A 26,830-nucleotide genomic window follows, 5' to 3' on the forward strand; every position below is an offset into this window, starting at 1 on the left:
CACATCACGTCGGAACCCCGCCATTTTTTGGCGGAATACCGACACGAGATGGCGGACTTCGAAAAGAAAACGCCCTCACCGATCCGATGAAGGCGTTCGCAACACATGAAGCTCTGGAATGAGCCCTAATTGTTTGGCTTTTTCCACGGCTTCTATTCGTGAAGATACGTGTAGCTTGTTGAAAATACGCGATAGGTGTCTTTCTACACTTCGCTGGCTTATATGATGTTTTTTGGCAATGCCTTTATTACTTACATAAACCGCTGGCGATTTCCATTAATATTTCTTGCTCGAGCTCACTCAGCACAACATGTTCTTCTGCAATTTTGGCCTTTACTTCGCAACGATGCAATAGAAAAAAGGCGTCCCTTTGTGTTTTTGAGACACCCTTTTTCCTTCAATATCGCCGGCTGACATCGACCGCATTGTGAAGCGGTTCGCCGGCTTCGATGCAGCGGAGCGTATCTAAAATGCTGCGGGCGGCGTCCTCTGTCGACGTAAGCGCCGCGATATGCGGGGTGATGATGATGTTCGGATGAACCCATAGCGGCGAGTGCGGGGGAAGCGGTTCTTCTTCAAACACATCGAGCACCGCCAGGCGAACGTTGCGGTTTTCGAGCGCGCCGACAAGCGCCGTCTCCTCGACCGTCGCGCCGCGGCCGACATTGATAAAACCTGCATTATGCAAACAGGAAAAAAACTGCTCATCAAAGAGATGATACGTTTCCTCGGTGAGCGGAAGGGCAGCGATCACCCAATCGGCGCAAGCAAGCGCTTCCCTAGCCTCTTCATGGCGGTAAACAGCCGAAAATGGCGGCGTTTCTCGGCCGCTATGCGATACGCCGATCGGCGAAACGCCGAACAGACGAAGCGTTTCCGCGATGCGCCGGCCGATCTTACCCGTTCCATAAATGACAATCCGCTGTTCGCCAAGCCGTTTCGGGGCGATCGGCTTCCACTGCCGCTGTTCTTGATACCATGCATAGACATCATGGCACTGAGCGTCGCGCAGCAAATAGCTCAAACAATATTCACTGATCTGCTCGCCGAACGAGCCGATCGTCCGCGTCAGCAGCACGTCCTTCTTCCATTCCCGTTTCCACAAAAATGCGTCAACGCCCGCGCCGAGGGAATGCACCCAACGAAGCGACGCAAGCGAAAACGGCCCGGCCGGCCGGAAGCCGACGTACGCATCCGCCCAAGCGAAATCAGCCTCCTTCAATTCTTCTTCAGCGACAAAGCGAAACTCTTTATCGGGCCGCTTGTCCGGAAGAAGGGCGGCAAGCTCGGCATAAAGCCTTCCCGTCACGAGAATGCGTTGGATGTTCATGGCATCACACCACCTCCAGCCGCTCAAATAAGCGTCCCTTCTTCACGCTCGGCCTTTTTATTCGTGATATAGCCGGCAGACACGACAAAGATCGTCACACCGGCGGCAACGGCATAGACGAACGGACCATGTGACAAGTGAAGCCAATGCAGCACCCCTTCATCCCCCGCCATCATCTTCCCGGCCGTCCACGCCAAAATGCCCGAACCAACGTACGCAATCCAACGATGGTTCTCCATGATGTGGACGATCGCTTTCGAACCGAAAATCATGATCGGGATGCTGATGGCCACTCCAAGCGCAAGCATGCCGAGATGCCCCTCCGCCGCACCAGCGACGGCGACGACATTGTCCAAGCTCATGACCGCATCGGCGATCATAATCGTCATAATCGCCTTCAACAACCGGTCTGCCGATCTTACGTTTGCTTCCTCTTCCCGCTCAACGAGCACTTTATAGGCGATCCATACAAGCAGCAAACCGCCCGCAAAGTGAATAAACGGGATTTGGAGCAAAAAGACGATGACAATCGCAAACAAAATGCGCAGCAGCACCGCCCCCGCCGTTCCCCAAACGATCGCTTTGTTCCGCTGGTCTTTCGGCAGCCGCCGCGTCGCCATCGCAATGACAACCGCATTATCCCCCGACAAAATAATGTCAATCGCAATAATCTTCCATAACGCCAACAGCGCCGCGGCCGAAATCGTCAACAGAAGCCACCCTTTCCCCTTTTTCTCTCTTTCTCATCTTACCGCAAATCCGCAAGGAGAACAACTTTGAGAGACTGGTGAAAAATGACTGATTTCGCCGAATCCATTCCTTTCAGTTGACAAAGAGGTACTGATTTTACAAGGTTTCTCAGCCTGGGAAAGGGCCGTTTTTCACGACTTTTTCACTACATCATCAACTTTCTCGGACAGATCACAAATGCCCTCGGCCTAACCAGAAAGAAATGAGGAGGAAAACCGATGACACCGGTCAAACTTTGCAGAAAAAATGAAGGAAGCAAGCCACATTCGCTGATGGCTGCATCCCCGATCTCCAGCGGAACGAGGCGGCAGATCAAGGTCTATATAACCACCATTTTTTCAAATACCTATCCTTGAACGCTCTCCCACTACGCCCACCATGCTTTGCCCTTCTCTAAGCTTTCGTTTCATCACAGAGGGAGTGATGTTTTGCCCTTTCTCTCAACCAAACTGCCATCGCTTCAATGTCATCGGAAAAGATGCGGTCCGCCACAATAGGGGGAACGATGCGGCGCGCCTCATGGTACCACTGCCTTGTCGCCGGAGCCATCCTCTCAACACCGCGCGCTTCAACAGCCTGCAAAGCGCAAATGAGCTCAATCGCCAGCACTTTTCTTGCGTTTTGCACGATCATGTACGCATGGCGGGCGGCGATCGTTCCCATGCTGACGTGATCTTCTTGGTTGGCCGATGACGGGATCGAATCGACGCTGGCTGGGTGAGCGAGCGTCTTGTTTTCCGATACAAGCGAAGCGGCGACGTATTGCATAATCATCGCTCCAGACTGCAAGCCAGGCTTGGGGCTTAAAAACGGCGGCAACCCTTCATTGAGCTGCGGATTGACGAGCCGTTCGATGCGGCGCTCGCTGATGTTGGACAGTTCCGCTGCGGCGATTTTCAACAAATCCATGGCGATCGCCACCGGCTGGCCATGGAAGTTGCCGCCAGAGAGCACCGCCCTGTCATCAAAAATGAGCGGATTGTCGGTCACCGCATTCATTTCGATTTCCAACGTTTCTTTTACATAGCGAAGCGCCCTGAGCGACGCCCCGTGCACTTGCGGAATGCAGCGGATGGAGTAGGCGTCTTGCACGCGCCGCTCCCCTTGCCTTGTTGTGAGTTGGCTGCCATCTAGGTAGCGGCGTATCCGTTCCGCCACCTCCGCCTGCTCCTGAAACCCGCGGACTGCGTGGATGCGGGCGTCAAACGCGTCCACAATGCCATAAAGCGCCTCAATCGTCAGCGCTGCGATCCATTCGCTGTCATAAGCAAGCTGCCCCGCCTCCAAGCAAGCAAGCGCCCCAACGGCCGTCATCGCCTGCGTGCCATTAATGAGCGCCAACCCTTCTTTCGCTTGAAGGGAAAGTGGTGAAATTCCCGCTTGTGAAAGCGCTTGGGCGGCAGGCATGCGCTGCCCTTGATACATCACCTCTCCTTCTCCAACAAGCGCCAGCGCCAAGTGGGCGAGCGGGGCTAAATCGCCGCTCGCGCCGAGGGAGCCTTGCTGCGGCACGATCGGATGGATGCCGGTGTTCAAAAACGAGAGCAGCTGCTCAATGACCGCTGGACGCACGCCGGAATACCCTTTCAACAACGCATTCGCCCGCAAAAGAAGCATCGCCCGCACGACATCTTCGGCAAATGGCTCGCCGACAGCACAGGCGTGCGAGCGGAGAAGATTGATTTGCAGCTGCTCAAGATCGCTTCCGCCAATGCGCACATCGGCGAGTTTGCCAAAGCCCGTATTCACGCCATAGATCGTCCGTCCATTGGAGATCGCTTGCTCCACTGCCGCGCGGCTTTTCTCGACAGCCCTCATGCTTTCCTCCGCAGCCGCCACCCGCTCCCGTTCATAGACAACACGTCTTACCTCATCGATCGTCAATGTATGTCCGGTCAAAACAACCATCATTCCATCCCCTTTCATTTGCTTTTCCAATCAAGCGCCTGGGCAAATAAAAAAGGAGGCAGCCTGCCATATGGCAGCGTTCGCCTCCTCATAACTTATTGCTCTAGGCATTGCTCCTATATATGATTGATTCCGAGCCCAACCGCCTCATGCTCAAGACCTCTCACGGGAGCGCCGATCGTCCCGTACAAGGCGACGGCGATCCATTCCCCCTCGTTCGGTTGCTCATACGGCATACCGCGCACGACAGCGAAACGAAGGCCAGCAGTTCTCAACAAATCTCCCAGCTCTACCTGCCCCCTCGTCACGCCATGCACCGCCTCTAAAATCGCATGGTATAAGGCGTGCATCTCGCGGTACAAGCCGCCGTCCACCACTCCATGCCGCTTTGCCGCCGTCTCAATCGCCGCGACGATTTTTTGCGGCTCCATCGCCCCGACCCGCCCTTGACAATAGCGCCATGAAAGCGCCTCAAGCTGGCTCAAGACCGGGCCTTCCTCCCCCTCGTCCAGCATCGCCAGCAGCAATGCCTGCCGGCCGATGCGCGCTTGTCTTGTTTCCATGGCTTCTGTACACCTATTAGTCTTTTTTTCTATTGTATGATGACAATGAGAGCGATGTCAATTATCAATTTCCATTTTTTAGTACATTAAAACATTAACAGGATGAACGATCGCCCTTGATGTTTTTGGATGAAAAATCATGGGAAACATGCGCCTCGCGGCGAGCCATCGACCACTCCACCTTCTCATCTTAAGGTTTCCATTTTTTTGATTGTATGATATCATATACATATCAAATCGACATTATAAGGGGGATAGGGATGAGAGAACAAGAAGCATGGCGCATGGATGGATTTATCGGCATCGGATGCGTCGCCCTTTTCGTTATGGCTGGTTTTGTCAGCCTTATTCAAGTGCAGCTCTTATTGGCCGTTTTCTGCTTCGTTCTTGCCGCCTTCTTGGCGACTGGCATCACGATCGTTCAGCCGAATCAAGCGAAAGTGATCATTTTTTTCGGCCGCTATTTTGGCACGATTCGCGACAGCGGGCTGTTTTTCACCGTGCCGCTCACCGTTCGCAAGAAAGTATCGCTGCGCGTGCGCAACTTCACGAGCAACAAGCTGAAAGTGAACGATGTTCAAGGCAATCCTATTGAAATCGCCGCTGTCGTCGTCTTTCGCGTCATCGATTCAGCCAAGGCGGTGTTTGACGTTGATGATTACGAACAGTTTGTTGAAATTCAAAGCGAAGCGGCCATCCGCCATGTAGCGACGAAATATCCGTACGACACGTTTGAAGACGACAACGACATTACGCTACGCGGCAATGCGGATGTCATTTCCGATGTGCTTGCCGCAGAATTGCAAGAACGGCTGCGCATTGCCGGAGTTGACGTGATGGAAGCGCGCCTCACCCACTTGGCCTACTCGCCGGAAATCGCGGGCGCCATGCTCCAACGCCAGCAAGCCGCCGCCATTTTGGCCGCACGAAAAAAAATCGTCGAAGGCGCTGTCTCGATGGCGCGCATGGCGATCGAACAGCTTGACAACGAAGCCATTTTAGAGTTGGATGATGAACGGAAAGCGGCGATGGTGAACAACTTAATGGTGGCCATCGTCTCCGAGCGCGCCGCCCAGCCGGTGATCAATACCGGCAGTCTATACTGATGGTTGTGGAGTGCGATGGCAAAGAAAAAACCATTCCCTTTGCGCATTGATTATGACCTATACGCCATACTAGAGCAATGGGCGCAAGATGAGTTTCGCAGCGTCAACGCCCAAATCGAGTATTTGCTGAAGGAAGCGGCGAAGCGGGCCGGACGGCTCGGAAAAGGAAAAACAGATCAAAAACAAGGAAGCTAGCCGATGACGGCTGGCTTCTTTTGTTTTTCAGTCATGAGCATTTGTTACAGGAATATAATGATAGCAGAGCTCTTTATTAAAAAGGGGAACGACCCGATGCCTCCGCTTACAGCCATTGCGAAAGTTGATGCATCATCCCCAACGCGCTTTCAACAGCTTAGCCGCCTTTGGCGCAATGCGGAAGGAGGATGAGCATGGAGAGCTACTATGCTGTGCTCGAAGCGATCGCCGGCGCGCCAGGCGATGGTGTGCTGGCCTTCATCATTCAAGTGGAAGGCTCGGCTTATCAAAAAGAAGGAACATGCATGTGGATTGGCGCCGATGGCAAAACAATCGGCCTGCTTAGCGGCGGCTGCCTTGAAGAAGCGGTAGCCGTGCACGCCGTCGATATATTGACCCGCCGCCAGGCGGCGGCCGTTTCATTCGACTTGCGCGCCGAAGACGATTCATCTTGGGGGCAAGGCGCCGGTTGCAACGGCATCGTCCGCATTTGGCTCGAGTTGGTCACAAGCGACACAAAACGTGAATGGCTGGCGCTCAAGCGCTGCCTTAACCGCGGCGAACATGTGCTGATGGCCCGAAGCATCGTGCATCCAAACGAGCGGCCGTTTTTCCAAAGCGAAACGGGGGAACAATTCGGCGGCTACCGCCGGACGCCGCGTCCGGAATGGCGCGAATGGCTTGATGGCGTGCCGTTTTACCAAGGACAAAACGGGTTGTACGAAGCGGACGGGGAAACGTTTTACATCCAGCACTTTTGGCCAAAACCGCGCCTCGTCATTTTCGGCGCCGGACCGGACGCCCCGCCGCTCGTCTCAGCAGCCAAAGCGGCGGGATTTTCCGTTACCGTAAGCGATTGGCGCCCAGCGTTTTGCCACCCATCCCATGTGCCGGACGCTGATGCATGGGTGGTTGGCTTTCCGCATGAAACGGTGCCAGCGCTCCACTTGAATGAACGCGACTTTGTCGTCGTGATGACCCACCAATTTGAACGCGACCGCGAACTCGTCTCGTTGTTGGCTGACAAACCGCTCGCCTATCTTGGCGTGCTCGGGCCACGGCGGCGCACGGACCGCCTCTTTCCTTCCGGCTCGACGCCTCCATTTGTCCGTTCGCCCGCAGGGCTTTCCATCGGCGCACGCGGCCCGCACGAAATCGCCGTTAGCATCACCGCCGAATTGATCAGCGTGCTTCGCGGACGGTTGACGGGGGCGGAACGATGAACGTGGTTTCCATTGCCGCCATTTATTTAGCAGCCGGGGAAAGCCGACGAATGGGAACGGATAAACGCGCTTTGCCTTGGGGGGAAAGCACGCTTGGCGCCGCCGGCCTTAAAGCGGCGCTTCGTTCCCGCCTTGCACCGGTCATCGTCGTCATTCCTCCAGACGATGCGCTCGCGTGGTTTCCGGTCGAGCTTCGGAATCATGAAAAGTGCCGCTTCGTCCGCTGCGCAGTCCATCACCGCGGGCAGACGCATTCGCTTGCCTGCGGCCTGCAAGAAGCGCTCGCTGCTGGGGCCGACGCCGCCGCTGTGCTGCTCGCCGATCAGCCGTTTGTCACGTCTGAAACGATTGATGTGCTTGCCGACCTTTATCGCCGGCACCGTCCTGATTATGTCGCCTTTGCCCGCTCCGGCGCGCCGATGCCCCCAGTCATTTGGGGGAAACATGCGTTTCCTTCCTTGCTTGCTCTAAGGGGCGATGCTGGCGGGCGCACGCTGTTTCGCGATCCGCGCTGGTGCGGCCTCTTGTATGAAGGCGATGAAATGATCGGCATCGACATTGACACAAAAGACGATTATGCGCGTGCCGTCATGTATCGAGAAGAAAAGGAGGGACGCCACCCGTGGCCGTCGGTAAAAGCATCATCCGCAAAGAAGCGTGGGATAAAGTGACCGGCCGGGCAAAATATACGAACGATTTCAAAGAACAAGGGATGCTTCACGCCGCTTTGGTGACAAGTCCATACGCCCATGCGCGCATCCTCTCGGTGAACGTAGACAAAGCGATCGCCGCTCCAGGCGTCCGCGCCGTCGTGACCGGCGAGGGGCTGCCGCTCACCGGTGAAGACATGCGCGATCGTCCGCCGATCGCCGTCGACAAAGTGCGCTACTATGGCGAAGTCGTCGCCGTCGTCGTCGCCGATACGCTCGCGCAAGCCGAACAAGCGGCTCGCCTCGTCCGCGTCGTTTACGAACCGCTTCCAGCCGTCGGTTCGCCACGCGAAGCGCTGAAAGAAGGAGCTCCGTTGTTGCATGAGCATCTCGACCGCTACGAAAAAAACAAAACGACTCATCCTGAACCAGGAACGAACGTCGCCCATCGGACGAAAATCCGAAAAGGCAACATCGAACAAGGGTTTGCTGAAAGCGACGTCATCGTCGAAACGAGCGTATCGTTCGCCCCTTCCGACCATATCGCGATGGAAACGCGCTGCGCCACTGCGGAAATTTGGCCGGACGGCACGATCCATATTTCCGCCTCCTCGCAGTCACCGTTTATGATTAAAAAGCTGCTTCATGCGTATTTTGGCGAAGAAACCGGCAAAGTCATCGTCCATACGCCGCTTGTCGGCGGCGCCTACGGCGGAAAAGCGCCCGTGCAGCTGGAACTGCTCGCCTACCTCGCCTCGAAAGCGGTCGACGGCCGGAAAGTGAGCGTCTGGAACAGCCGCGAGCATGACATGGTCACGTCGCCCGTCCATATCGGCTTGGAGGCGACCGTCAAAATCGGGGCGACGAGAGACGGCATCTTCAAAGCGATGGAAATTTTATTTCTATTTGACGGCGGCGCTTACTCTGACAAGGCCATCGACGTCAGCCGCGCAGCAGCCGTTGATTGCACCGGCCCGTACCATGTCGAAAACGTCTTTTGTGACTCATTGTGCGTCTATACGAACCGCCCGTACGCGACGCCGTTTCGCAGTTTCGGCCATTGTGAACAAGCGTTTGCTGTCGAACGAGCCATCGATGAATTGGCGCGGACGCTGCAGCTTGACCCATGGGAAGTGCGGCGCAAAAACGCCATCCGCCCCGGCCATACGACCCCGACGCAAGTGCGGCTCAACCAGAGCAATGTCGGCGATATGCCGGCATGCCTCGAACGGCTGCGCGAGCTGATGCGTTGGGACGAATGGCAGCGCGTGGAACTGGATGCCTATACGGTAAGGGCGAAAGGCATCAGCGGCGGTTGGAAAACGTCGACGATCGACACCGACGCGAGTTCCGGCGTCATTTTAACGTTCAACTCCGACGGCAGCGTCAACGTCATCTCCGGCGTTGTCGAAATCGGCACCGGCACGAAAACGGTGCTCGCGCAAATCGTCGCTGAACGGCTGAAGATGGATGTGGATCGTGTGCATGTCAAAATGGACATCGACACGCAAACGACACCGGAACATTGGAAAACGGTCGCCAGCCGCGGGACGTTTATGGCCGGACGCGCCGCGCTTGCCGCTGCCGATGATGCCATCCGCCAATTGAAAGAGATCGCTGCCTGCGTCTTACGGGCCTCGCCGGACGATTTGGAAGTCGGTTTCGGGCGCGTCTTTTTGCGCGATGACCCGGCCATCTTTCTTCCGATCAAAGACATCGCCTTTGGCTACAAGTTTCCGAACGGCAACGCCATCGGCGGGCAAGTAATCGGGCGCGGCCACTACATTTTGCGCCACTTGACCCCGCTTGACCCGGAAACCGGCGCCGGCAAACCGGGCCCGGAATGGGGCGTATGCGCCGAAGGGGTGGAAATTGAGTTCAACCGCCGCGACTATACGTACCGCATTGTCAAAGCGTATGCGGTCATTGACGCCGGCAAAGTTCTCAACCCAAAGGCAGCGCTTGGCCAGGTCATGGGGGCGATGAGCATGGGGCTGAGCTTTGCCAGCCGCGAAGGGTTTCTGTTTGACAAAGAGCAACGCGTCTTAAACCCGCAGCTGCGCACATACCGGCCGATCCGCTTCGGCGAACATCCGGAGTACATCGTTGAGTTTGTCGAAACCCCGCAAATCGATGCCCCATACGGCGCTCGCGGCATCGGCGAACACGGCTTGATCGGCATGCCCGCCGCCTTGGCAAACGCCTTGTCGCTTGCTGTCGGCGTGCCGCTCAATGAACTGCCGCTTGTGCCTGAACTCATTTGGCGGAAACAGAAAGGGGACTCCTATGGTCCCGTTTGATTTTGCCTACTACCGACCGCAGTCGATCGCCGAAGCGACAGCGCTGTTTGCGGCGCTCGAGCGGGACGGGAAACGGCCGCTGTACTACGGCGGCGGCACGGAAATCATCACCTTGTCCCGTTTGAACCTCGTCCGCACCGCCGCGGTCATTGACATGAAAGCGATCCCTGAGTGCCGGGTGCTTGACGCCAGCGCCGATCCTCTCGTGTTTGGAGCGGCGCTCTCGCTCACCGAGCTTGAGGAAGCAAACCCATTCCCGCTGTTGACAAAGGCGGCGCGAGAAGTCGCTGACCGGACGGCGCGCAACCAAATTACGCTCGGCGGCAACATTTGCGGACAAATTTTTTACCGTGAGACCGCACTGCCGCTATTCGTCGCCGAGGCGGATGTCATCGTCGCCGGACCATACGGCGTCCGACAATGCCGCTTCAACGATTTGTTTCATCAACAGCTGCAGCTTGGCCGCGGCGAATTCATCGTTCAATTCAAGGTTGACCGTGCCACTGCCACCCTGCCCCATTTCCATCGCAAGCGCCGCAAACAAGGGGAAGTCGGCTACCCGCTTGTGACGATTGCGGCGCTGAAAAAAGACGGGGCGATTCGCGTTGCCTTCAGTGGCGTCTGTCCGTTCCCGTTCCGCTCTGCTGAAGTCGAGGCGCACTTGAACGACCGGAGCCGCCCGGCCGCCGAACGAATTCAAGCAGCGGTTGCCGCTTTTCCGCGCCCGATTTTGCACGATATTGAAGGTTCTGCCGATTACCGGCTGTTTGTCGCCGCAAAGCTGCTGGAAGATGCGCTTCGCGAACTAGGGGAAGAGGAAACTATGTAGGCAGGAGGTCAAAGGCAGCCATGGAGGAAACAACGAAACGGGAGCTCGTGCTATCCATTAATGGGGAACGAAGAGCGGTCGTCGCCCGCCAGGCCGAGACGCTGCTGTTTGTCTTGCGCGACGGGCTTGGACTGACCGGCGCCAAACCAGGCTGTTTGAACGGCGACTGCGGCGCCTGCACCGTTTTGGTCAATGGCACGCCGATCAAATCGTGCATGATGCTCGCTATTGAGACCGTCGGCAAAGAAATCACCACGATCGAAGGACTTGATGATGCCCCCATTCAGCACGCCTTCGTCCGCCACTTCGCCTTTCAGTGCGGCTATTGCACCCCCGGCTTTATTATGAACGCCCATGCGCTCATCGAGCGACATCCAGACGCCGATGAGACGACGATTCAAGAATGGCTCGAAGCCAACATTTGCCGCTGCACAAGCTATCAGGAAATTGAGACGGCGGTGAAAGAAGCGCTCGCCGCCAAAAAAGTGGAAACAAAGTTTTGATTTCTCTCCTATCTTTGCTTAACAGTAACACTTCCCGCCCAAGGCCAATGGATGTCCCACTCCTCGCTGGGATATCCTTTTTTGTATCATGCCTCCCATTCTGGTTATTTTCCATTCCAAATACCTATTGACAAAAATATAACGTTCACGTTATGGGTGCAGCCATCGCTCCGGTGCTGTCTGGCGTCATCGGTCATGCTGTTTCCGCGAAGGCACCATTTCTCGTCGCTATGGCACTTGTGTTCGTCGCCTTCCTCTTTCTCGCTTGGCGCAAACGAGAGACGTCGACGGCCAAAATGGCGTAGCCAGAAGAAATCCGCCGCACCGCCGATTTCGCCGCCGACATCGACAAACGCCCGTCTCCGGTTGGAAACGAGCGTTTGTTACATCTTGTTCTTTCTCGAACGGCTTGTTTTCTGTTGCTTTTTTCATCAACAACGCCTTTTTCCCGTTCAGAGCGTCTTTACGCTTTTTCTGATCCTCCACTCATCATTCTTCTTTTTCATCAACGAACGGTTCGCTTCTCACTGATCATAACGCCGCGTTTTTTCATCTCGTCCATATACATATCCCCCGGAACGATTTGCTCCGGTGGATAGACGCCGCGCTTTGCAATCACCCCGCGGCCGATAAGCTGAGCGACGGCGGAAATCGTATAGGCCGTCGTGCGCGCCATCGCCGTCACCTTGTTTTCGCGGTCATTGAACGTGACGGTTTCGTATTCGAATACCGTTTCCTTTCCATCTTTCCGCCCGCCGACGATGACCCGCAGCAACACGACATCATCTTTTCCTTTCAAATCAAGCATCGGCGTCAAGACAGCCAACAGCACATCGCGCGGCTTGACTCTGCATCCATTGATCTCAACTTCCACATCGTTGCGCGTCAAGTTCAAATCGACAAGCAGCTTGCATTTTTCCGCATGGCCGCGGTAGCGAATCGTTTTGTACTCGAGCCGCTTTAAATTCGGAAACGAGCGCGAGAGCGTCGACGTCCCGCCTGAGGTGTGAAACGCTTCAAGCGGCCCGAACCGGTCGAAATAAATCGGCTCGACTTCCGAAAGGGAAGGCACTTCTTGTTTTTGGCCGTTGCGGATGATCAAGGCCGGATCGGTGTAATGGTCAAGCAGCCCCTCGAGGGAAAACACATGGTTGTACTCCAGCGGCGGTTCGGGGCGGACGGGAATGCCGCCGACATACAGTTGAATCGATTCGACCTCACCGAGCTGGCTCGCCCCATAGCCTGATAAAATATTAATCATCCCCGGAGCAACGCCAAGATCCGGAATGATCGTCACTCCAGCCTCCCGGGCTTGGTCATGCAGCTCAAGCACCCGATCGGTCACATGGCCGATATGGCCGCCTAAATCGACAGAATGGACGCCAGTTGCAATCGCGGTTTTCGCCACCGTTTCGTTAAACCGGTAAAACAAGGCGTTGACGACCACATCGTGGCCCTTCATCAGCGCTGACAGCTGCTGCTGATCGCCCGCATCCACTTGCACGGCGGCAAGCTTCGTGGAATGGAGCTGCTGCGCCACTTGCTCTGCCTTGGCCAAATCGACATCCGCGAGCGTCACCGCCTCAACGTCTTGGCTTTGCACTAAATCGCGCGCTGCTTCTTTGCCCATCAACCCCGCTCCAAGCACGAGCACTTTCATCGTTCTTTCCCCCTCTGTCACCGATTGTTTGCCATACGCTCACATGACAGCCGCTTTTTTCGCACCTTTGCTGCGGCCGTTGCTTCGGTTCGCAACATGTGTTCCACGTTGATCTTCGCTTCCCTTTCGCCGGCCATGTTGCAGGCGACAGCCCGATTCAATCTCCAGTATCGATTTGCGCCCGTTGCAGCTTCCCGCTGAAATCGACATAAATGCTCCGCCATTCGGTGAATACGTCAAGCGCAGCGACGCCGGAGTCCCGGTGGCCGTTGCCCGTCCCTTTCGTGCCGCCGAACGGCAAATGAATTTCCGCTCCCGTTGTGCCGGCGTTGACATACACGATGCCGGTGTCCAAATCGCGCATCGCTCGAAACACGTTATTGACATCGCGAGTGAAAATGGCGCTCGATAACCCGTAATCAACGCTGTTGTTGACGGCGATCGCTTCGTCCAAACTGCGGACGGAAATGATCGACACGACCGGGCCGAAAATTTCTTCGCGGGCGATGCGCATATTCGGCGTGACATCCGTGAAAATCGTCGGCGCGTAATAAAATCCGCGCGCATAGTCGCCCTCGCGCAATATACAGCCGCCCACAAGCAGTTTCGCCCCTTCTTCTACGCCAATGCGCACGTAGCGGTCGATCTTTTGCAGCGCCTCTTCGTGGATGACGGGTCCGACTTTGACCGTTTCATCCAACCCGTTGCCGATTTTCAACGTTTTCACTGCTTCAAGCAGACGCCGCTCCAGCTCCTGTTTCACCCGCTCATGGACGATGACCCGGCTGCACGCCGTGCACCGCTGCCCCGACGTGCCGAACGCACTCCAGATGATGCCGTCAACCGCCAATGTCAAATCAGCGTCATCCATCACAATGACGGCGTTTTTTCCTCCCATTTCAAGCGACACCTTTTTCAACAGCCGTCCGCATTTTTCCGCAATCGTCCGCCCGACTTCATTCGATCCGGTAAATGAGATGACCTTGACATCAGGATGTTCGACGAGCGCATTGCCGGCTGTCGGCCCATCACCATGGACCACATGAAACACTCCCGGCGGCAAGCCCGCTTCTTCAAAAATGCGGGCCAACTCCTGCGCCATGATCGGCGTCTCGGGAGCCGGCTTCCACACGACCGCATTGCCGGCAACAATCGCTGGGAACGACTTCCAAGTGGCGATCGCAATCGGGAAATTCCATGGAGTGATGATGCCGACAACTCCGACCGGCACGCGGACGCTCATGGCAAATTTGTCTTTCAGTTCAGACGGCGTCGTATCGCCGAACAACCGCCGTCCCTCTCCGGCCATGTAAAACGCCATATCAATGCCTTCCTGCACCTCACCCCGCGCTTCCTCAATCACTTTGCCCATTTCCATCGTCAACAGCCGGGCCAATTGTTCTTTCCGTTCCTTTAGCAGCATTCCGACTTGATACAAGATTTCCGCGCGTTTCGGCGCCGGCACGAGGGCCCACCGTTTTTGCGCTTCTTTGGCGGCCTGAACCGCCTCATCGATATCGTTTGGCCCGGACATCGCCACCTCGGCAATCGTTTCCCCCGTCGCCGGATTGATCACCGGCGCAAATTGCCTGGTGCTTGGCTCTTTCCATTCCCCATTGATATAGTTTTGGATTTTCACTGTATACTACCCCCCATTTTTCTAGATTATTTATTGAGATAATTTATACATTGAACGCCAAGCGATGATCATCAGGACTTCCTCTTGGCCCGCAAGTCCTGGATCGTTGCGGCCACCGAAATGTGGTCCGGATCGGTCAACACTTCAATGACCGTCGGCTTCTTGGCCTCAAGCGACAAAAGAAGCGCTTCCGTGAACTGTTGTTCCGTCTGCACTTGGAACCCGCAGCCGTTCAAGCATTCCGCCAACCGGGCAAACGACACGCGGCCTAAATCGGTTCCGATGACCCGCCCCGGAAACTGCAATTCTTGATGCATGCGGATAGTGCCGTACATATGATTGTTAAACACAATGCTGATGATCGGAATATCGCATCGAGCGGCCGTTTCCAACTCCTGCACCGTCATCATAAAGCCGCCATCCCCGGATAAAGAAACGACGGTCCGGTCGGGAAAGGCCAGTTTCGCGCCAATTGCAGCCGGCATTCCATATCCCATCGCTCCCGACGTCGGGCCGATGTACGTGTGCCCATCCCCAAACGGGAAAAAGGCATGAAGCCAACCGGCGAAATTCCCGGCATCGTTCGTAATGACCGCATTTTTCGGCAAATGGCGCCCTAAACTCGCAATGACCGCTTCATGGAGAGTTCGTTTTTCAAGAGGCAGCGCGGCCGTTTGTTCGTACCGTTTCCTCCGTTCGGCCGCCCATTCCTGCCAAGACGGCTGCACCGCAATATCGAGCAAACGGGACAGCGCTTCTCGACAGTCAGCCCAAATCGCGATATCTGGCGCATACACTTTTCCGAATCCATCGCTGTCGATATCGATGTGAATCAGCGTCTGGCCCGGAGACAGCAAACGGTAATCCTGCGTCGTCACTTCCGACAGCCGCGTTCCCAACGCAATCACCACATCCGCCTGCTCGGCCGTTTCAATGACCGCTTTGGGCGCCCCTAAGCCTAAGTGACCGACATAGCACGGATGGTTGTGGGGAAACACGTCATGCCGCCGGAATGCCGCCATTACCGGAAGTGCATACTTTTCCGCCCATAAGCGCAGCAACCGCTGCGCTCCCGACCATTTGACGCCGCCGCCGGCAATCACGAGCGGTCGTTGGGCGCGCTCGAGCCGCCCCTCTATGTTCCGTATGTCCTCTTGCCTTGGGGCCGGCTTGGGCGCGTGGGTCTCCGCGATCACCGCTTCGGTTATGGTTTGGCGAAATAAATCTTCCGGCAGCGAAACAACGACGGGGCCGGGCCGCCCTGTTTTCGCGATGCGAAACGCCCGTTGCACCAGCTCCGGCACCCGCTCCGCTTCGCGAATTTCGACCGTCCACTTGGCGACCGGGCGGAAAAACGCTTCTATATCGACTTCCTGAAAGCCTTCACGCCCCAAGAAACGGCTGTTCACTTGCCCCAAAAACACGACCATCGGAGTAGAGTCTTGCTTCGCAGTATGAACGCCGATCGCCAAGTTCGCCCCGCCAACCGCCCTTGTAGCCAGCACGACGCCGCACTTCCCTGACGCTTTCGCATACCCTTCCGCCATAAAGGAGGCTCCCCCCTCATGGCGGGCGGAGATGAACTCAATGGATGGCTCATCATAGATGGCATCAAGCAGGGGCAAATAACTTTCCCCCGGCACGCCAAACACATAACGGATCTGTTCCTGTTTTAGACATTCGACGATGGCTTGGGCCACCGTGATGTGATGCATCGTTCGCTTCATGGCGCCGATTCCTCCCAATCCACTTGCTTCCATCGTTCAACGGCTTGCTGCAGACGCTCAATCGGCGCTGACAGCGATACGCGGACATATCCTTCCCCTGCGGGTCCAAACGCTGTTCCTGGTGTTACGATGACCCCCGCTTCTTCCAGCAGTTTGGCGGCAAATTGCTCGGACGAATATCCGTCGCAAACCGGGACCCACAAGAAAAAGGTCGCTTTCGGACGCCGCACGTCGATGCCTAGTTCTCGAAGTCTCTCGACCATCATATTCATGCGTTGTTCATAAATGCGGCTATTTTCTCGAATAAACGTCCGTCCGTTCCTCAAAGCGGCCACCGCCGCTTTCTGAATCGGGATAAACTGGCACGTATCCGTGTTGCTCTTGATCACCGAAAGCGCTCGAATCATGTCCCGGTTTCCGACCACGTATCCGATGCGGCAGCCGGCCATGTTATAGCTTTTGGACAACGATCCAAATTCTACGGCGACTTCTTTTGCCCCTTCTACCTGCAAAATGCTCGGCGCCCGAAACCCAGCAAACGTCACGAACGAGTAGGCCGCATCATGGGCAATGAACATCTGGTGCTGACGGGCAAGTGAAACAGCTTCAGAAAACGTATCCAAATCGACCGTGGCAGCCGTCGGATTGCTCGGATAATTGAGAAACATGATTTTCGCTTGGTCATAAACGGACGAGGGAAGCGCATCAAACAGCGGAACATATCCGTGCCTTGCATCGAGCGGCAGTGATAAGCTCTGTCCGCGGGCAAAATGGACGGCCGTCCGGTAGACGGGATAGCCCGGATCAGGCACTAAGGCGAGTTCGCCGGGATTGAGAACGGCTTGCAGCAAATGGACAATTCCTTCTTTCGAGCCGATTAACGCCAACACCTCGGTCTCCGGATCGAGCTTGACGCCATATTCCCGTTCATAAAAACGCGCGACCGCTTCCCGATACTCCCTGCAGCCGCCATACGGCGAATACGTATAGTGTTCTGGCGCATCGAGCGCTTCTTTCAACGCTTCGATGACAAAAGAAGGGGGCGGCAAATCCGGGGCGCCGATCCCTAAATCAATGACATCGACCCCTCGCCGGAGTAGTTCTTCTTTCTTCTTCTGGAATTGGGAGAACAAATATGGCGGCATCGTCTGCACAATATCGGAAAATGTGTTCAATTCCATCCCTCCTCATGGCCCTTCGTTTCAGTTTATGCGCGCGCCCATCACCCTCATGCCCGTTTCGCGCCCAAGAGGCCGACAATTGAATAAAAACGGATTTCTAAAATAAAGAAACATCATCAATGGCCCATCTTCATACAGGAGCGATCGATGCAGGAGAAATGGCTGTTTTTTCACCAGCCTGCTAGAAAGCTAGCAACCAACCTTCTGAAAAACGCCCCTTTGGCCATAAAAAGAAGCGGCCGGCATCATCCATGCTTCGATGACGCAACTGGCCGCTGTCTATGGAAGCGAAACGCCGGCAAAGGCGCCGCGATAGACTGCGCAGTTTTCCCCGCATGATCATTCTATGACTAGAAATTTGCACCTTATGCCATTATCATAATCAATCCGAAATGATTTGTAAATATATTTTTTAAAAATTATATATTTTAAAAATAATAAGGAGCCGCACCAATTTGCAGGACAAACAAGAGGGGCGATGAACGTTCGCCCCCTCCCGCTGCTTCGATCAGCACCGAGCGGTTTCCAGCTCATGCTTTTTCCGTTGATCGAACTTCCATATCCTCTCCACCATGCCGAGCATCGCAGCCCGCTTCTTGTCATTGATACAGCGACAATCCTTGCTGAATAAATTCTTTCGCTTTCTCTTTCATCCCCTCCTCTTTGATTTTCCGCTGCAGTTCATGGGAAATATTCATCGAGCAAAACTTCGGCCCGCACATCGAGCAAAAATGGGCTGTTTTCGCTGCCTCAGCCGGCAATGTTTCATCATGGTATTCGCGGGCCCGCTCCGGGTCAAGCGATAAGTTGAACTGGTCGTTCCAGCGAAATTCAAAGCGTGCTTTCGAGAGCGCATCGTCGCGCTGCTGGGCGGCGGGATGCCCTTTGGCCAAGTCAGCCGCATGGGCGGCGATTTTGTAGGCCACAACCCCAGCGCGTACGTCCTCTTTATTTGGCAAACCTAAATGTTCTTTCGGCGTTACGTAACAAAGCATCGCCGTCCCGTAAGCGCCGATGATGGCGGCGCCAATCGCTGATGTAATATGGTCATAACCGGGCGCGATGTCGGTGACAAGCGGCCCTAACGTATAAAACGGCGCCCCGTGGCAAAGCTCCTGTTCCCGCTCGACATTTTCGCGGATTTTGTGCATTGGAATATGCCCCGGCCCCTCGATCATCACTTGCACGTCATGCTTCCAGGCGATTTTCGTCAGCTCACCGAGCGTCTCCAGTTCAGCAAACTGCGCCTCATCGTTCGCGTCGGCAATGGAACCTGGGCGCAAACCGTCGCCGAGGGAAATCGCGACATCGTATTGTTTCAAAATCTCGCATATTTCTTCAAAATGCGTATACAAAAAGTTTTCTTCATGGTGAGCCAAACACCATTGGGCGATGATCGAGCCGCCGCGCGAGACGATGCCAGTCGTCCGATTGACGGTGAGCGGAATGTAACGAAGCCGCACACCGGCGTGGATCGTCATGTAGTCGACGCCTTGTTCCGCCTGCTCAATGAGCGTCTCGCGGTACACGTCCCATGTCAACTTCTCCGGCGCCCCTCCTACTTTCTCAAGCGCCTGGTAAATTGGCACCGTTCCCACCGGAACGGGCGAATTGCGGATGATGTACTCGCGCGTTTCATGAATGTGTTTGCCGGTCGATAAATCCATGACCGTATCGGCGCCCCAGCGCACCGCCCAAAGCAGTTTTTCCACTTCATCTTCAATCGATGAAGAAACAGCCGAGTTGCCGATATTGGCATTAATTTTCACATGGAAACGACGGCCGATGATCATCGGTTCGCTCTCTGGATGATTAATATTGGCCGGAATAATGGCCCGACCAGCCGCAACTTCTTGACGGACAATCTCCGGATCGATCTGTTCGCGAATAGCGACAAACTCCATTTCCGGCGTGATGATTCCCCGCTTGGCGTAATGCATTTGCGTCACGGTTTTTCCCGGCTTTGCCCGCAATGGGCGGCGCGCGAACGGAAGCGGACGTTGGATTGCAACAGAAGACCGATCCATTTCCTCCACATCACCGCGCTCAATGATCCAGCGGCGGCGAAGAGGCGGCAAACCTTTTTCCACGTCCGGCTCAAAATCGGGATCGGTATACGGGCCCGTCGTATCGTAGACGCGCACCGGTTTGTTTTCCACCGTCCCTTGCGGCGTTTTCGTTGGCGACAAGGCAATCTCTCTCATCGGCACGCGCACATCCGGGCGCGATCCTTCAATGTACACTTTGCGGCTTTCCGGAAACGACATAAACGAGCGGATGTTTTCCATGCGTGGCTTCCCCTTTCAACATAAAATTATGGAAAATCAGATCTGAAGCCACACCGTCTGAAGCAGAGCAAACACGAGAATGGGCGATGGCGGCCGATCCAAAATAAAAACAGGTTCCGACACCGGAACCTGATCGAAGGCAAAAGGCCAAATGAACAAGACACGTCCATCCGTTCCCGCTGCCTGCTTCCCTACGCTGGCATGACCCAGATCAGGTTCAAAGGGTCAAAGAACTTCATCGCGTTCTTTTCTCAGCCCGGCTCTCGGACTCCCCTAGCAGATAAGCGTATGGCAATGATGACTGACTTTTCTCTCATTTTACTTTATCATTGATAAAAGCGCAAACCATTTTATTCCATATAACAACCAACGTCCTTCTTGGCAAGCGATCTTTTTCCGCCTTACACCAAAAATTGCTTCAGCATCGCCTTCATTTGTTCAGCCATCCGGCCAAGCGATGTTGATGACGAAGCGATTTCCTCGACGGATGCCATTTGTTCCTGGGTCGCCGCCGATACGTTAGCCGCTCCGTCAGCTGACTGTTCGACGATATCGGTCATCTGTTGGAGCGCATCATCCACTTGACGAGCGTGGCCCGCCATTTGCTCGATCGCGGCTGACACTTGGCCGATTTGTTTGTTCACTTGGTCGACCGCTTCGCGAATATGGGCAAACGACTGGTCGGCAGCCGAAACTGCATCCAACCCTTGCTCCACTTCAGCGACGACCTGTTCGGTAGAAGCGATCGCCCGCTTCGTCTCCTCTTGGATGTAGCCGATCAGCTTAGAAATTTGCTGCGCCGAGCGCGCCGACTGTTCTGCCAGTTTCCGCACCTCTCCGGCGACAACGGCGAATCCTTTTCCTTGCTCACCAGCGCGCGCCGCTTCGATCGCCGCGTTTAACGCCAACAAATTCGTCTGCGACGCGATGCCCGTGATCGCTTCGGTAATTTGCCCGATCTCGTTGGAACGCTCCCCAAGCCCTTTGACGACTTGCCCGAGCGATTGGACATGGTCGTAAATAAAATGCATTTGCTCGGACATTTGCGCCACAGACTGCTTGCCAGCTTCTGCTTTGGCCGCCGTTTCTCGGGCGCTTTGCGACACTGCTTTCGTATGATGAGCAACATCGGCCAACGTGCGGAAAATATCATTGACCGCCGCCGCTGTGCCGCGGGCCGTACCCGCTTGCTCTTCCGCTTGGGACGCGAGCGTTTCCATCGTCGCCGCAATTTGCTCTGTCGCTTTCGACGTCTGTTCTGCGACAGCGGCAAGCTGTGCGGAACATTGCGCTACTTCTTCAGCATGATGCTGAATGCAGCCCATCACTTCTTGCCAGGCGCCCGCCATCTCGTTTAACGACGCGGCAATCGGCCGCAGCTGCTGCACGCTGCCTAATGGCACACGCGCCGTCAAGTCCCCATCTCTCATCTTGCCTAAATGCTCGTTAATAACGGCAATCGGCGCGACAAATCGCCGATAATTCAGCGTTGACGAAATCAAGCCGACGACCGCGCCAAACAGCAACGTAGCAGCAAGCGTCCACCAAAACGCCCCCCCGCGGATGCCGTTGGCCAGGCATATCGCAATGCCAATCGCCGCCGTGCCGGGAATGACGACGAACATCGTGCGGATGATATAACTTGCTAACGACAAAACCGTTCTCCCCCTTTTTCTATTGCTCAAACATTTTTCTTTCCTTCACCACGTTGACATATTCGTTAATGTCCATTCGTTTTCCTTCCTCACGTCTAAGTAAATGTTTTTTAGAATTGAACGCTCTCCCACCTACGCAAAGGCTTAGAGGTGGGAGATTCTTGGGAACACCCGCACCACGGCAGACTGCCAGCCAAGCCATCCCCGTGCGTCCCACGGTTCAGTTGTCTTACGAAGACAACAAGCGAAGTCATTCGTCCAACAGATTTTGGACGGCGTTCTCGTCTCGATCGTGCTTCGGGAGTTTGATGCGATGGCCGCCAACCTCAATCGATGCCGAGTACGAATGGATGGAACGATGCACAACGCCGCACCATCCAAACTATGAATACGATGAACTTGCCTCGAATCGCCGGCCTAAAAAAAGCAGGCTTCTACTCGGAAGCCCGCCTTTTTCATTGTTTACGCCGCCGGTTTTTCCGTTGTCACATACGTGCCAGCGATAAAATCGTGAATCGACCGTTTGTCTTCTCTTGCCGCCACCATAATCGCACTAATGATGAGACCGATGCCAAACGTAATAAAATAGACGAGTCCGCCGACAAACGAACGCAAAAACATCGTGCCGATGCCGACTTTGCCGCCGTTTACTTTCGCAATCCGTATGCCAAGAATCCGCTTGCCGACCGTATACCCGTACCAGACAGCCGGAACGATTAACGCGTAAAGGATGTTCGCCAACGACGTAAACCAGTTCGTTTCCCAACTGCCAGTGATGAGATAGCCGATGATCGAAATCGGAATGCCAACGACAATGGCGTCCAACAAGTTAGCCAACAGCCGCTTCCAAAATCCAACCGGATTTGTCACCGCCATATGCCTTCCCTCCTCTTGCTTTTTTATATTGTATTCGCAACCAACAGCGTAATTGTCTTTATTTTAACCTAAATTGCGGAAAGGAATCTATCTATAGTTTGGGATGACAGGAGTGAATTTGTCCGCCTCTTCACAACACGTAAAAAGGAGTGGCCTCAAAAGGCCGTTTTGTAACCTTTTATGGGCGCCCCTTTGGGGGAGATCAACTTGGCGGACGTGCCGTTTCGCGCGAAAGAAAAAGCGGAAACAGGCCGGCAGCCGATATAGACGGCTTTTCCCCTCGTTTAGCCAAGCTTGGCCACCACCACCGAAAAATCGTCCGGAAGCGGTCCTTTTTGCTCAAAATGGCGGCGCAGGCGGGCCAAAAGCGCCCGCTCGTCCAATGAAATATGCGGCGCCAGCGCATCGCGGAACGCCTCGATCTTTTGCCGGACAGAACCCGTTCCCCCTTCGATCGCCCCGTCGGAATACAGCACAAGCGTCGCCCCAGGAGCGTAACGCAACCGGCCGCTGTCAACAAAAAGGCGCGGAAGCAGTCCGATCGGCGCACAGCCGCGGTCCAATTCCGCCACCGTTCCGTCCGGCTGGAACAAAAACCCCGGCGGATGGCCGGCTGATGCGTACTCTATTACCCGTTCCTGGACATCAACAAGAGCGTACACGGCAGTGAAATAATACGTCATCCGTCCGTTTTCGTGGTACAGCTGGCGCATATGGCGGTTCAGCTCGCGAAACACTTCCGTCGGAACGATCCCTTTGCGGATGACGCCGTTTAAAAGCGAGCGGACCGACATGCAAATGAGCGAGGCCGCTGCTCCATGCCCCATCACATCCATCAAAAAAATGCCGTACCGTTGCTTGTCGATCGGATACCAGGCGTACATATCGCCGCCCAACTCCCGCGACGGGATATATGTTCCGGCAATGCCGATCCCTTTGGCCGACAGCGGCTTGCTCAACACACGTTTTTGCACTTCGCGGGCCAACTTTAAATCATCCTTCATTGCAGCGATCGAGGACGATTCGTCGGATGGGCTGGAAAACAAAAACAAATAAAAGACAACATCCCCTTCATGACTGGAAACAGCCCGCACTGTCGTTTGCCTCACATACGCCGATCCATTTTTCCGCCGCCAGCGCACTCTCCCCCGCCACTCTCCGCTTTCCTCCGTACCCGCTTTGATCGCATCATAAAGCCAAGCCTCACAATAGCCTGCATACAGCGTATGCAGCGGCTGGCCGACAATTTCCACGCCATGGCCGGTGACTTTCGTAAACGATGGATTGATGAACCGAACGGCAAACTCGCCGTCAGTCACAAGCATGGCCTGTTCCATGGCTTTGTACACTTGTTGGGCAAGCTGTCGCTCGTCTTCGTTTCGTTTCGCTTCCGTCATATCGGCGACAACACCGCTGACAAGCTTCACTTCCCCTGCTTGGCCAAGTACCGGGAACGTCTGCTCGAGCACCCAACGGACGGAGCCATCCCGCTGGTTGATGATGCGATATGTTTGAGCACCTGCATCCGCCTCCCCCGAAAAGAGCGACCATTTTCTCTCCGCCTTAGCGCGGTCTTCTGGATGAGACACTTTTGCCCATATGTCTGGATCACGGTAAAAGTCGTCTGGCGGCAAGCCATACAGTTGCTCACACGACGACGAAATGAACAGAAGCTGCTTTTGTTCCGGCGCCGCGAGCCAATACACATAGTTGTGCAGTCCAACGAATACATTCATTTTTTCTAAGCCGAGAAGCAATTCCCGCCACGCAAGGTGGTCATGACGTTGAACATAGCCCCCAAACCCATCCACCATAGAACGTCATTCTCCGCTGAAGTAATCAATGGCTTCCTTCTCTGTGGCAAATAATTTGATAAACGAAGAAAATTTGACGATATGGAAAATTTCTGCGAGCGACCCTTTCACGCCGGCGATGACCAACTCTTTTTGCCGGGCTCTCGCCGCCATGACGCTGTCAGCGATCATGCCGAGCCCGGCGCTATTGATATATTTGACCCCTTCCATATTGACGATCAACTGATCCACCCCCTCGGCCAACAGCTTTTCGAGCGCTTGGCGAAACGACTTGACGTTGTTTAACGTAATATCTTCTGACCATGTCAGTGTGCAAATTGCCCCTTGTCTTGTCTCCATCCTGCTTCCTCCAATGGTCACTCATTTTTTGCATTTGCACATGCAAAACAAGACGTTGTTTCCCGCCCGTTTCACGTATACAGCGTCCACAATATGGGCGATCAGCTGCAGCCCTCTGCCGCGCGATCCGGTGTTGATGGCGTCGGTTTGAGCTACGGAGAAACATCCCCCGCGCTGTTTAACAATAATCATAAACTGTCTTGCATCAATTTTCCAAAATATCCTAAATGGTAGTCTTCTTGTTTTTTGACAATATTCATACGCATTCGTACACGCCTCCTCTGTCGCCAGCCGAAGAAACAGGCAATCGCGCGGCAAAAAACCCATCCTCTTCGCCAGTTCATCGGTAATCTCCATTGCTTTCAATATGTCTGCCGTTTTCATGATCACCATCGTTCGGATCATGGCCTTAGGCTTCATCAGCATTCCCCTATCTTTGTTGTGCTTGTGCGCCTGCCAAGGCAACATAGCAACCTTTCTACATATAGCATGTGCCCATGCGGGGAAAACAAGTGATAATCCTTTCATAATTCTACTTTTCAGAAAAAAATAGTTCCCATTTACTATATCATATTATAATACAAAATGGAGATCGTTCCAATTTCCTACATAACATAAAAAAGGACATCATGGCTCCCATCGTCCAATGATGTCCCCTAGCAGCGTTGGCGGCGGTGGCTTAGTTGGTACACAAGAGCAATCAACTGTGACCGATCATTGACACCAATTTTCTGAAAAATATTTGTAATATGGTTTTTGACAGTATGGACGCTAATAAACAGTCGTTCGGAAATCTCACGGTTGCTGTAGCCTTGAATGAGCAGCTCAAGCACGTCCATCTCGCGAGCGGTCAACTGCTCGGACAACATTTCGATGTTGACCGCCCCATTGTCTCCACCGCGAGCCGTGCTATTGATCATCATCTCTCCCATCGCAGCCAGCGCCGTCATATACACTTCCGCTTCTTTCGCTTCGCTCGCTTCCTTGATATGGACGGCGAGAACGCCATAGAGGCCGTCACGGACAAAAAACGGCACTTCCATCACTGTTTTGCCCTCGACATGAAGCAGCGCCGGCACTTGGCTTTTCGCCTTCTCGCCGCGGCGGCCATAGCGGCGGCAGACATCATCTCGATAACGGACGGCCATCTCAACATCCATCGCCCCTTCGTGGACAACGGCCGTTTGACCATCGCTAGACCATACCGCGCAGACGAAATCGCCGTAAGCGAGCTCCGCGGCGAATTCGGCCATCATCCGGATGATTTCTTCCTTGTTCTGCACAACGCGCATGGCCCGGCCAATTTCCACCAACATCGACAAGCGCATCAAATGGCGGTCCATTTTCATATCGGCCTCTATACATTTAGCCGAGAGCAGCCAATGTTGAACGAGGGCGGCGCCGACCGGCCGCAACATCTCCGGCAGCGAAGAGGTCGTCTCACTGCCGATGATGACCCATCCTTCCATTGTTTCCCTGTACATCGCCGGATACGCGATTATCGCTTTCGGGCGGATGCCATGGCGGACAAAAAAGGAAAAACGCGGGTCCAAGTCGGCATCTTGAACGTAAACGGAACGAAGCGACATCTCTGAAAACGAAAGCGGTGGAAACAGCACATCGATCCTCTTGCTGCGCAACTGTCTGGCTTTTTCCCCGCTTGCCGCCGCCACCATCCATCCTTGCGGACACTTGGCGATATACAGCGCCATATCGACGCGTTCATCGAACGCGCACAGCTCCAAAAGCAGCTTGTCCACGTCTGTTAGGGCGGAGCTGTCCGTGACCGCCGCTTCAAGCCGCTTTCCGTATTCACGGTATCGCCGCTGATCAATTCCCCGCATATGGCCGCCATCTTTTCTATGTCTTTTAACTTCGCTTCCACCGCACGCGCCGGCAACGCCACCGCCTGTTCGATGGCGGCCGCCCACTCCTCGGCATCCGCCAGCGGCTGTTCGCAAATAAGCCATTTCGTCTCTTCCTCGATAAGCACGCCCGCCCAAATCCAATATTCCGCCTTCCCATCGACAAACACGGGAGCGACGATGCTTTTCATGCCAAAACGCCCGACCGGCACGACCGCCGGACGCTGCCATCCGTCAATGACGAGCTCCCGCGGACAGAAAAACGATGGAGCTTCCCTTTTAGCGGCAAACAAAACGAGCTCTGCCAGCTCGGTCATATTCGATACTTTCGTCACGGGAGTGCCGTGATCATCGACGATAATCATGCTCAACTCCGTCAATGCAGCGTACGCATCTTGGATATATTGCAACAAGTCACGGATCGCCACG

At 54.8% G+C, this 26,830-nt stretch carries 23 protein-coding genes, 2 pseudogenes and 1 riboswitch; of the genes and pseudogenes, 9 read left to right on the top strand and 16 right to left on the bottom strand.

The genetic code is table 11. From position 1 onward, the window contains the following. Positions 1 to 75: 75 nt before the first annotated feature. The 3 genes and pseudogenes from GJ1_RS19335 to GJ1_RS00720 form a co-directional block, all read right to left on the bottom strand. Positions 76 to 352: pseudogene (locus tag GJ1_RS19335) on the bottom strand (response regulator transcription factor); the annotation flags it as partial. A 45-nt stretch (positions 353 to 397) separates the two neighbouring features. Next, positions 398 to 1,330 carry a D-2-hydroxyacid dehydrogenase gene (locus GJ1_RS00715; protein ID WP_066227110.1) on the bottom strand — a complete coding sequence of 311 codons (933 nt, stop codon included), beginning with the start codon at positions 1,328 to 1,330 and terminating at the stop codon, positions 398 to 400. Between the two features lie 23 nt (positions 1,331 to 1,353). After that, complete coding sequence (locus tag GJ1_RS00720) at positions 1,354 to 2,040, bottom strand: TerC family protein (RefSeq protein WP_066227113.1); 687 nt, start codon at positions 2,038 to 2,040, stop codon at positions 1,354 to 1,356. A gap of 258 nt (positions 2,041 to 2,298) precedes the next feature. On the opposite strand from GJ1_RS00720, the gene GJ1_RS18215 reads away from it, so the two are divergent. Further along, positions 2,299 to 2,436 carry a hypothetical protein gene (locus tag GJ1_RS18215; RefSeq protein WP_157068339.1) on the top strand — a complete coding sequence of 46 codons (138 nt, stop codon included), beginning with the start codon at positions 2,299 to 2,301 and terminating at the stop codon, positions 2,434 to 2,436. A 37-nt stretch (positions 2,437 to 2,473) separates the two neighbouring features. Here GJ1_RS18215 and hutH read toward each other — a convergent pair whose 3' ends face one another. Both hutH and hutP read right to left on the bottom strand, forming a co-directional pair. After that, complete coding sequence (hutH, locus tag GJ1_RS00725) at positions 2,474 to 3,988, bottom strand: histidine ammonia-lyase (protein ID WP_066227115.1); 1,515 nt, start codon at positions 3,986 to 3,988, stop codon at positions 2,474 to 2,476. Between the two features lie 116 nt (positions 3,989 to 4,104). Continuing rightward, the gene (hutP, locus tag GJ1_RS00730; RefSeq protein ID WP_066227118.1) at positions 4,105 to 4,551 is read right to left on the bottom strand and encodes a histidine utilization transcription antiterminator HutP; all 447 of its coding nucleotides are present in this window, start codon (positions 4,549 to 4,551) and stop codon (positions 4,105 to 4,107) included. Between the two features lie 260 nt (positions 4,552 to 4,811). Between hutP and GJ1_RS00735 the strand changes: the two genes are divergently transcribed. The 8 genes from GJ1_RS00735 (at position 4,812) to GJ1_RS18835 (ending at position 11,662) form a co-directional block, all read left to right on the top strand. Continuing rightward, positions 4,812 to 5,657 (top strand): SPFH domain-containing protein, encoded by an 846-nt coding sequence (locus GJ1_RS00735; RefSeq protein WP_066227123.1) that lies wholly within the window; start codon positions 4,812 to 4,814, stop codon positions 5,655 to 5,657. Positions 5,658 to 5,672: 15 nt separating this feature from the next. After that, positions 5,673 to 5,852 (top strand): type II toxin-antitoxin system antitoxin, encoded by a 180-nt coding sequence (locus GJ1_RS00740; RefSeq protein WP_066227126.1) that lies wholly within the window; start codon positions 5,673 to 5,675, stop codon positions 5,850 to 5,852. Between the two features lie 194 nt (positions 5,853 to 6,046). After that, positions 6,047 to 7,075 (top strand): XdhC family protein, encoded by a 1,029-nt coding sequence (locus GJ1_RS00750; RefSeq protein WP_066227136.1) that lies wholly within the window; start codon positions 6,047 to 6,049, stop codon positions 7,073 to 7,075. Then, complete coding sequence (gene pucB / locus GJ1_RS00755; protein ID WP_066227137.1) at positions 7,072 to 7,746, top strand: xanthine dehydrogenase accessory protein PucB; 675 nt, start codon at positions 7,072 to 7,074, stop codon at positions 7,744 to 7,746. Before GJ1_RS00750 ends, pucB begins: the two co-directional genes overlap by 4 nt. Further along, the gene (locus GJ1_RS00760) at positions 7,698 to 10,025 is read left to right on the top strand and encodes a xanthine dehydrogenase family protein molybdopterin-binding subunit (protein WP_066227140.1); all 2,328 of its coding nucleotides are present in this window, start codon (positions 7,698 to 7,700) and stop codon (positions 10,023 to 10,025) included. The genes pucB and GJ1_RS00760 overlap by 49 nt, the downstream gene beginning before the upstream one ends. Further along, positions 10,012 to 10,854, top strand: a complete 843-nt coding sequence (locus GJ1_RS00765; protein WP_066227142.1) for an FAD binding domain-containing protein — start codon at positions 10,012 to 10,014, stop codon at positions 10,852 to 10,854. Before GJ1_RS00760 ends, GJ1_RS00765 begins: the two co-directional genes overlap by 14 nt. 20 nt (positions 10,855 to 10,874) lie before the next feature. Then, positions 10,875 to 11,357, top strand: a complete 483-nt coding sequence (locus tag GJ1_RS00770; protein ID WP_066227144.1) for a (2Fe-2S)-binding protein — start codon at positions 10,875 to 10,877, stop codon at positions 11,355 to 11,357. 152 nt (positions 11,358 to 11,509) lie between these two features. Next, positions 11,510 to 11,662 carry a hypothetical protein gene (locus GJ1_RS18835; RefSeq protein ID WP_245629313.1) on the top strand — a complete coding sequence of 51 codons (153 nt, stop codon included), beginning with the start codon at positions 11,510 to 11,512 and terminating at the stop codon, positions 11,660 to 11,662. A gap of 200 nt (positions 11,663 to 11,862) precedes the next feature. Here the strand turns inward: GJ1_RS18835 and GJ1_RS00775 are convergent, their stop codons facing one another. The 11 genes and pseudogenes from GJ1_RS00775 to GJ1_RS00830 form a co-directional block, all read right to left on the bottom strand. After that, on the bottom strand, positions 11,863 to 13,017 hold the full coding sequence (locus tag GJ1_RS00775) for a saccharopine dehydrogenase family protein (RefSeq protein WP_066227150.1): 1,155 nt from the start codon (positions 13,015 to 13,017) through the stop codon (positions 11,863 to 11,865). A gap of 157 nt (positions 13,018 to 13,174) precedes the next feature. After that, a complete protein-coding gene (locus GJ1_RS00780) occupies positions 13,175 to 14,656 on the bottom strand; it encodes an aldehyde dehydrogenase family protein (protein WP_066227152.1) in 1,482 nt (493 codons plus the stop codon). Positions 14,657 to 14,727: 71 nt separating this feature from the next. After that, a complete protein-coding gene (locus GJ1_RS00785) occupies positions 14,728 to 16,383 on the bottom strand; it encodes a thiamine pyrophosphate-binding protein (RefSeq protein WP_066227154.1) in 1,656 nt (551 codons plus the stop codon). Further along, entirely contained in the window at positions 16,380 to 17,558 is a 1,179-nt protein-coding gene (locus tag GJ1_RS00790) for an aminotransferase class I/II-fold pyridoxal phosphate-dependent enzyme (RefSeq protein WP_157068340.1), read from the bottom strand. Before GJ1_RS00790 ends, GJ1_RS00785 begins: the two co-directional genes overlap by 4 nt. Positions 17,559 to 18,163: 605 nt before the next feature. Beyond that, positions 18,164 to 19,852, bottom strand: coding sequence for a phosphomethylpyrimidine synthase ThiC (thiC, locus tag GJ1_RS00800; RefSeq protein ID WP_066227163.1), 1,689 nt, complete (start codon positions 19,850 to 19,852; stop codon positions 18,164 to 18,166). A 171-nt stretch (positions 19,853 to 20,023) separates the two neighbouring features. Continuing rightward, a riboswitch (TPP riboswitch) is annotated at positions 20,024 to 20,137 on the bottom strand. Between the two features lie 116 nt (positions 20,138 to 20,253). Continuing rightward, complete coding sequence (locus GJ1_RS00805; protein WP_066227166.1) at positions 20,254 to 21,507, bottom strand: methyl-accepting chemotaxis protein; 1,254 nt, start codon at positions 21,505 to 21,507, stop codon at positions 20,254 to 20,256. Between the two features lie 462 nt (positions 21,508 to 21,969). Then, complete coding sequence (locus GJ1_RS00810) at positions 21,970 to 22,383, bottom strand: RDD family protein (protein ID WP_066227169.1); 414 nt, start codon at positions 22,381 to 22,383, stop codon at positions 21,970 to 21,972. 284 nt (positions 22,384 to 22,667) lie between these two features. After that, positions 22,668 to 24,197 (bottom strand): SpoIIE family protein phosphatase, encoded by a 1,530-nt coding sequence (locus GJ1_RS00815; protein ID WP_066227172.1) that lies wholly within the window; start codon positions 24,195 to 24,197, stop codon positions 22,668 to 22,670. Between the two features lie 6 nt (positions 24,198 to 24,203). Beyond that, positions 24,204 to 24,536, bottom strand: coding sequence for an STAS domain-containing protein (locus tag GJ1_RS00820; RefSeq protein WP_066227175.1), 333 nt, complete (start codon positions 24,534 to 24,536; stop codon positions 24,204 to 24,206). A 21-nt stretch (positions 24,537 to 24,557) separates the two neighbouring features. Next, positions 24,558 to 24,956: an ATP-binding protein gene (locus GJ1_RS00825; protein WP_066227177.1), complete on the bottom strand. Its 399-nt coding sequence runs from the start codon at positions 24,954 to 24,956 to the stop codon at positions 24,558 to 24,560. A 236-nt stretch (positions 24,957 to 25,192) separates the two neighbouring features. Next, positions 25,193 to 26,829: pseudogene (locus GJ1_RS00830) on the bottom strand (helix-turn-helix transcriptional regulator). Position 26,830 lies beyond the last annotated feature (1 nt).

It is taken from the genome of Geobacillus jurassicus NBRC 107829, from assembly GCF_001544315.1.
Lineage (GTDB): Bacteria > Bacillota > Bacilli > Bacillales > Anoxybacillaceae > Geobacillus > Geobacillus jurassicus.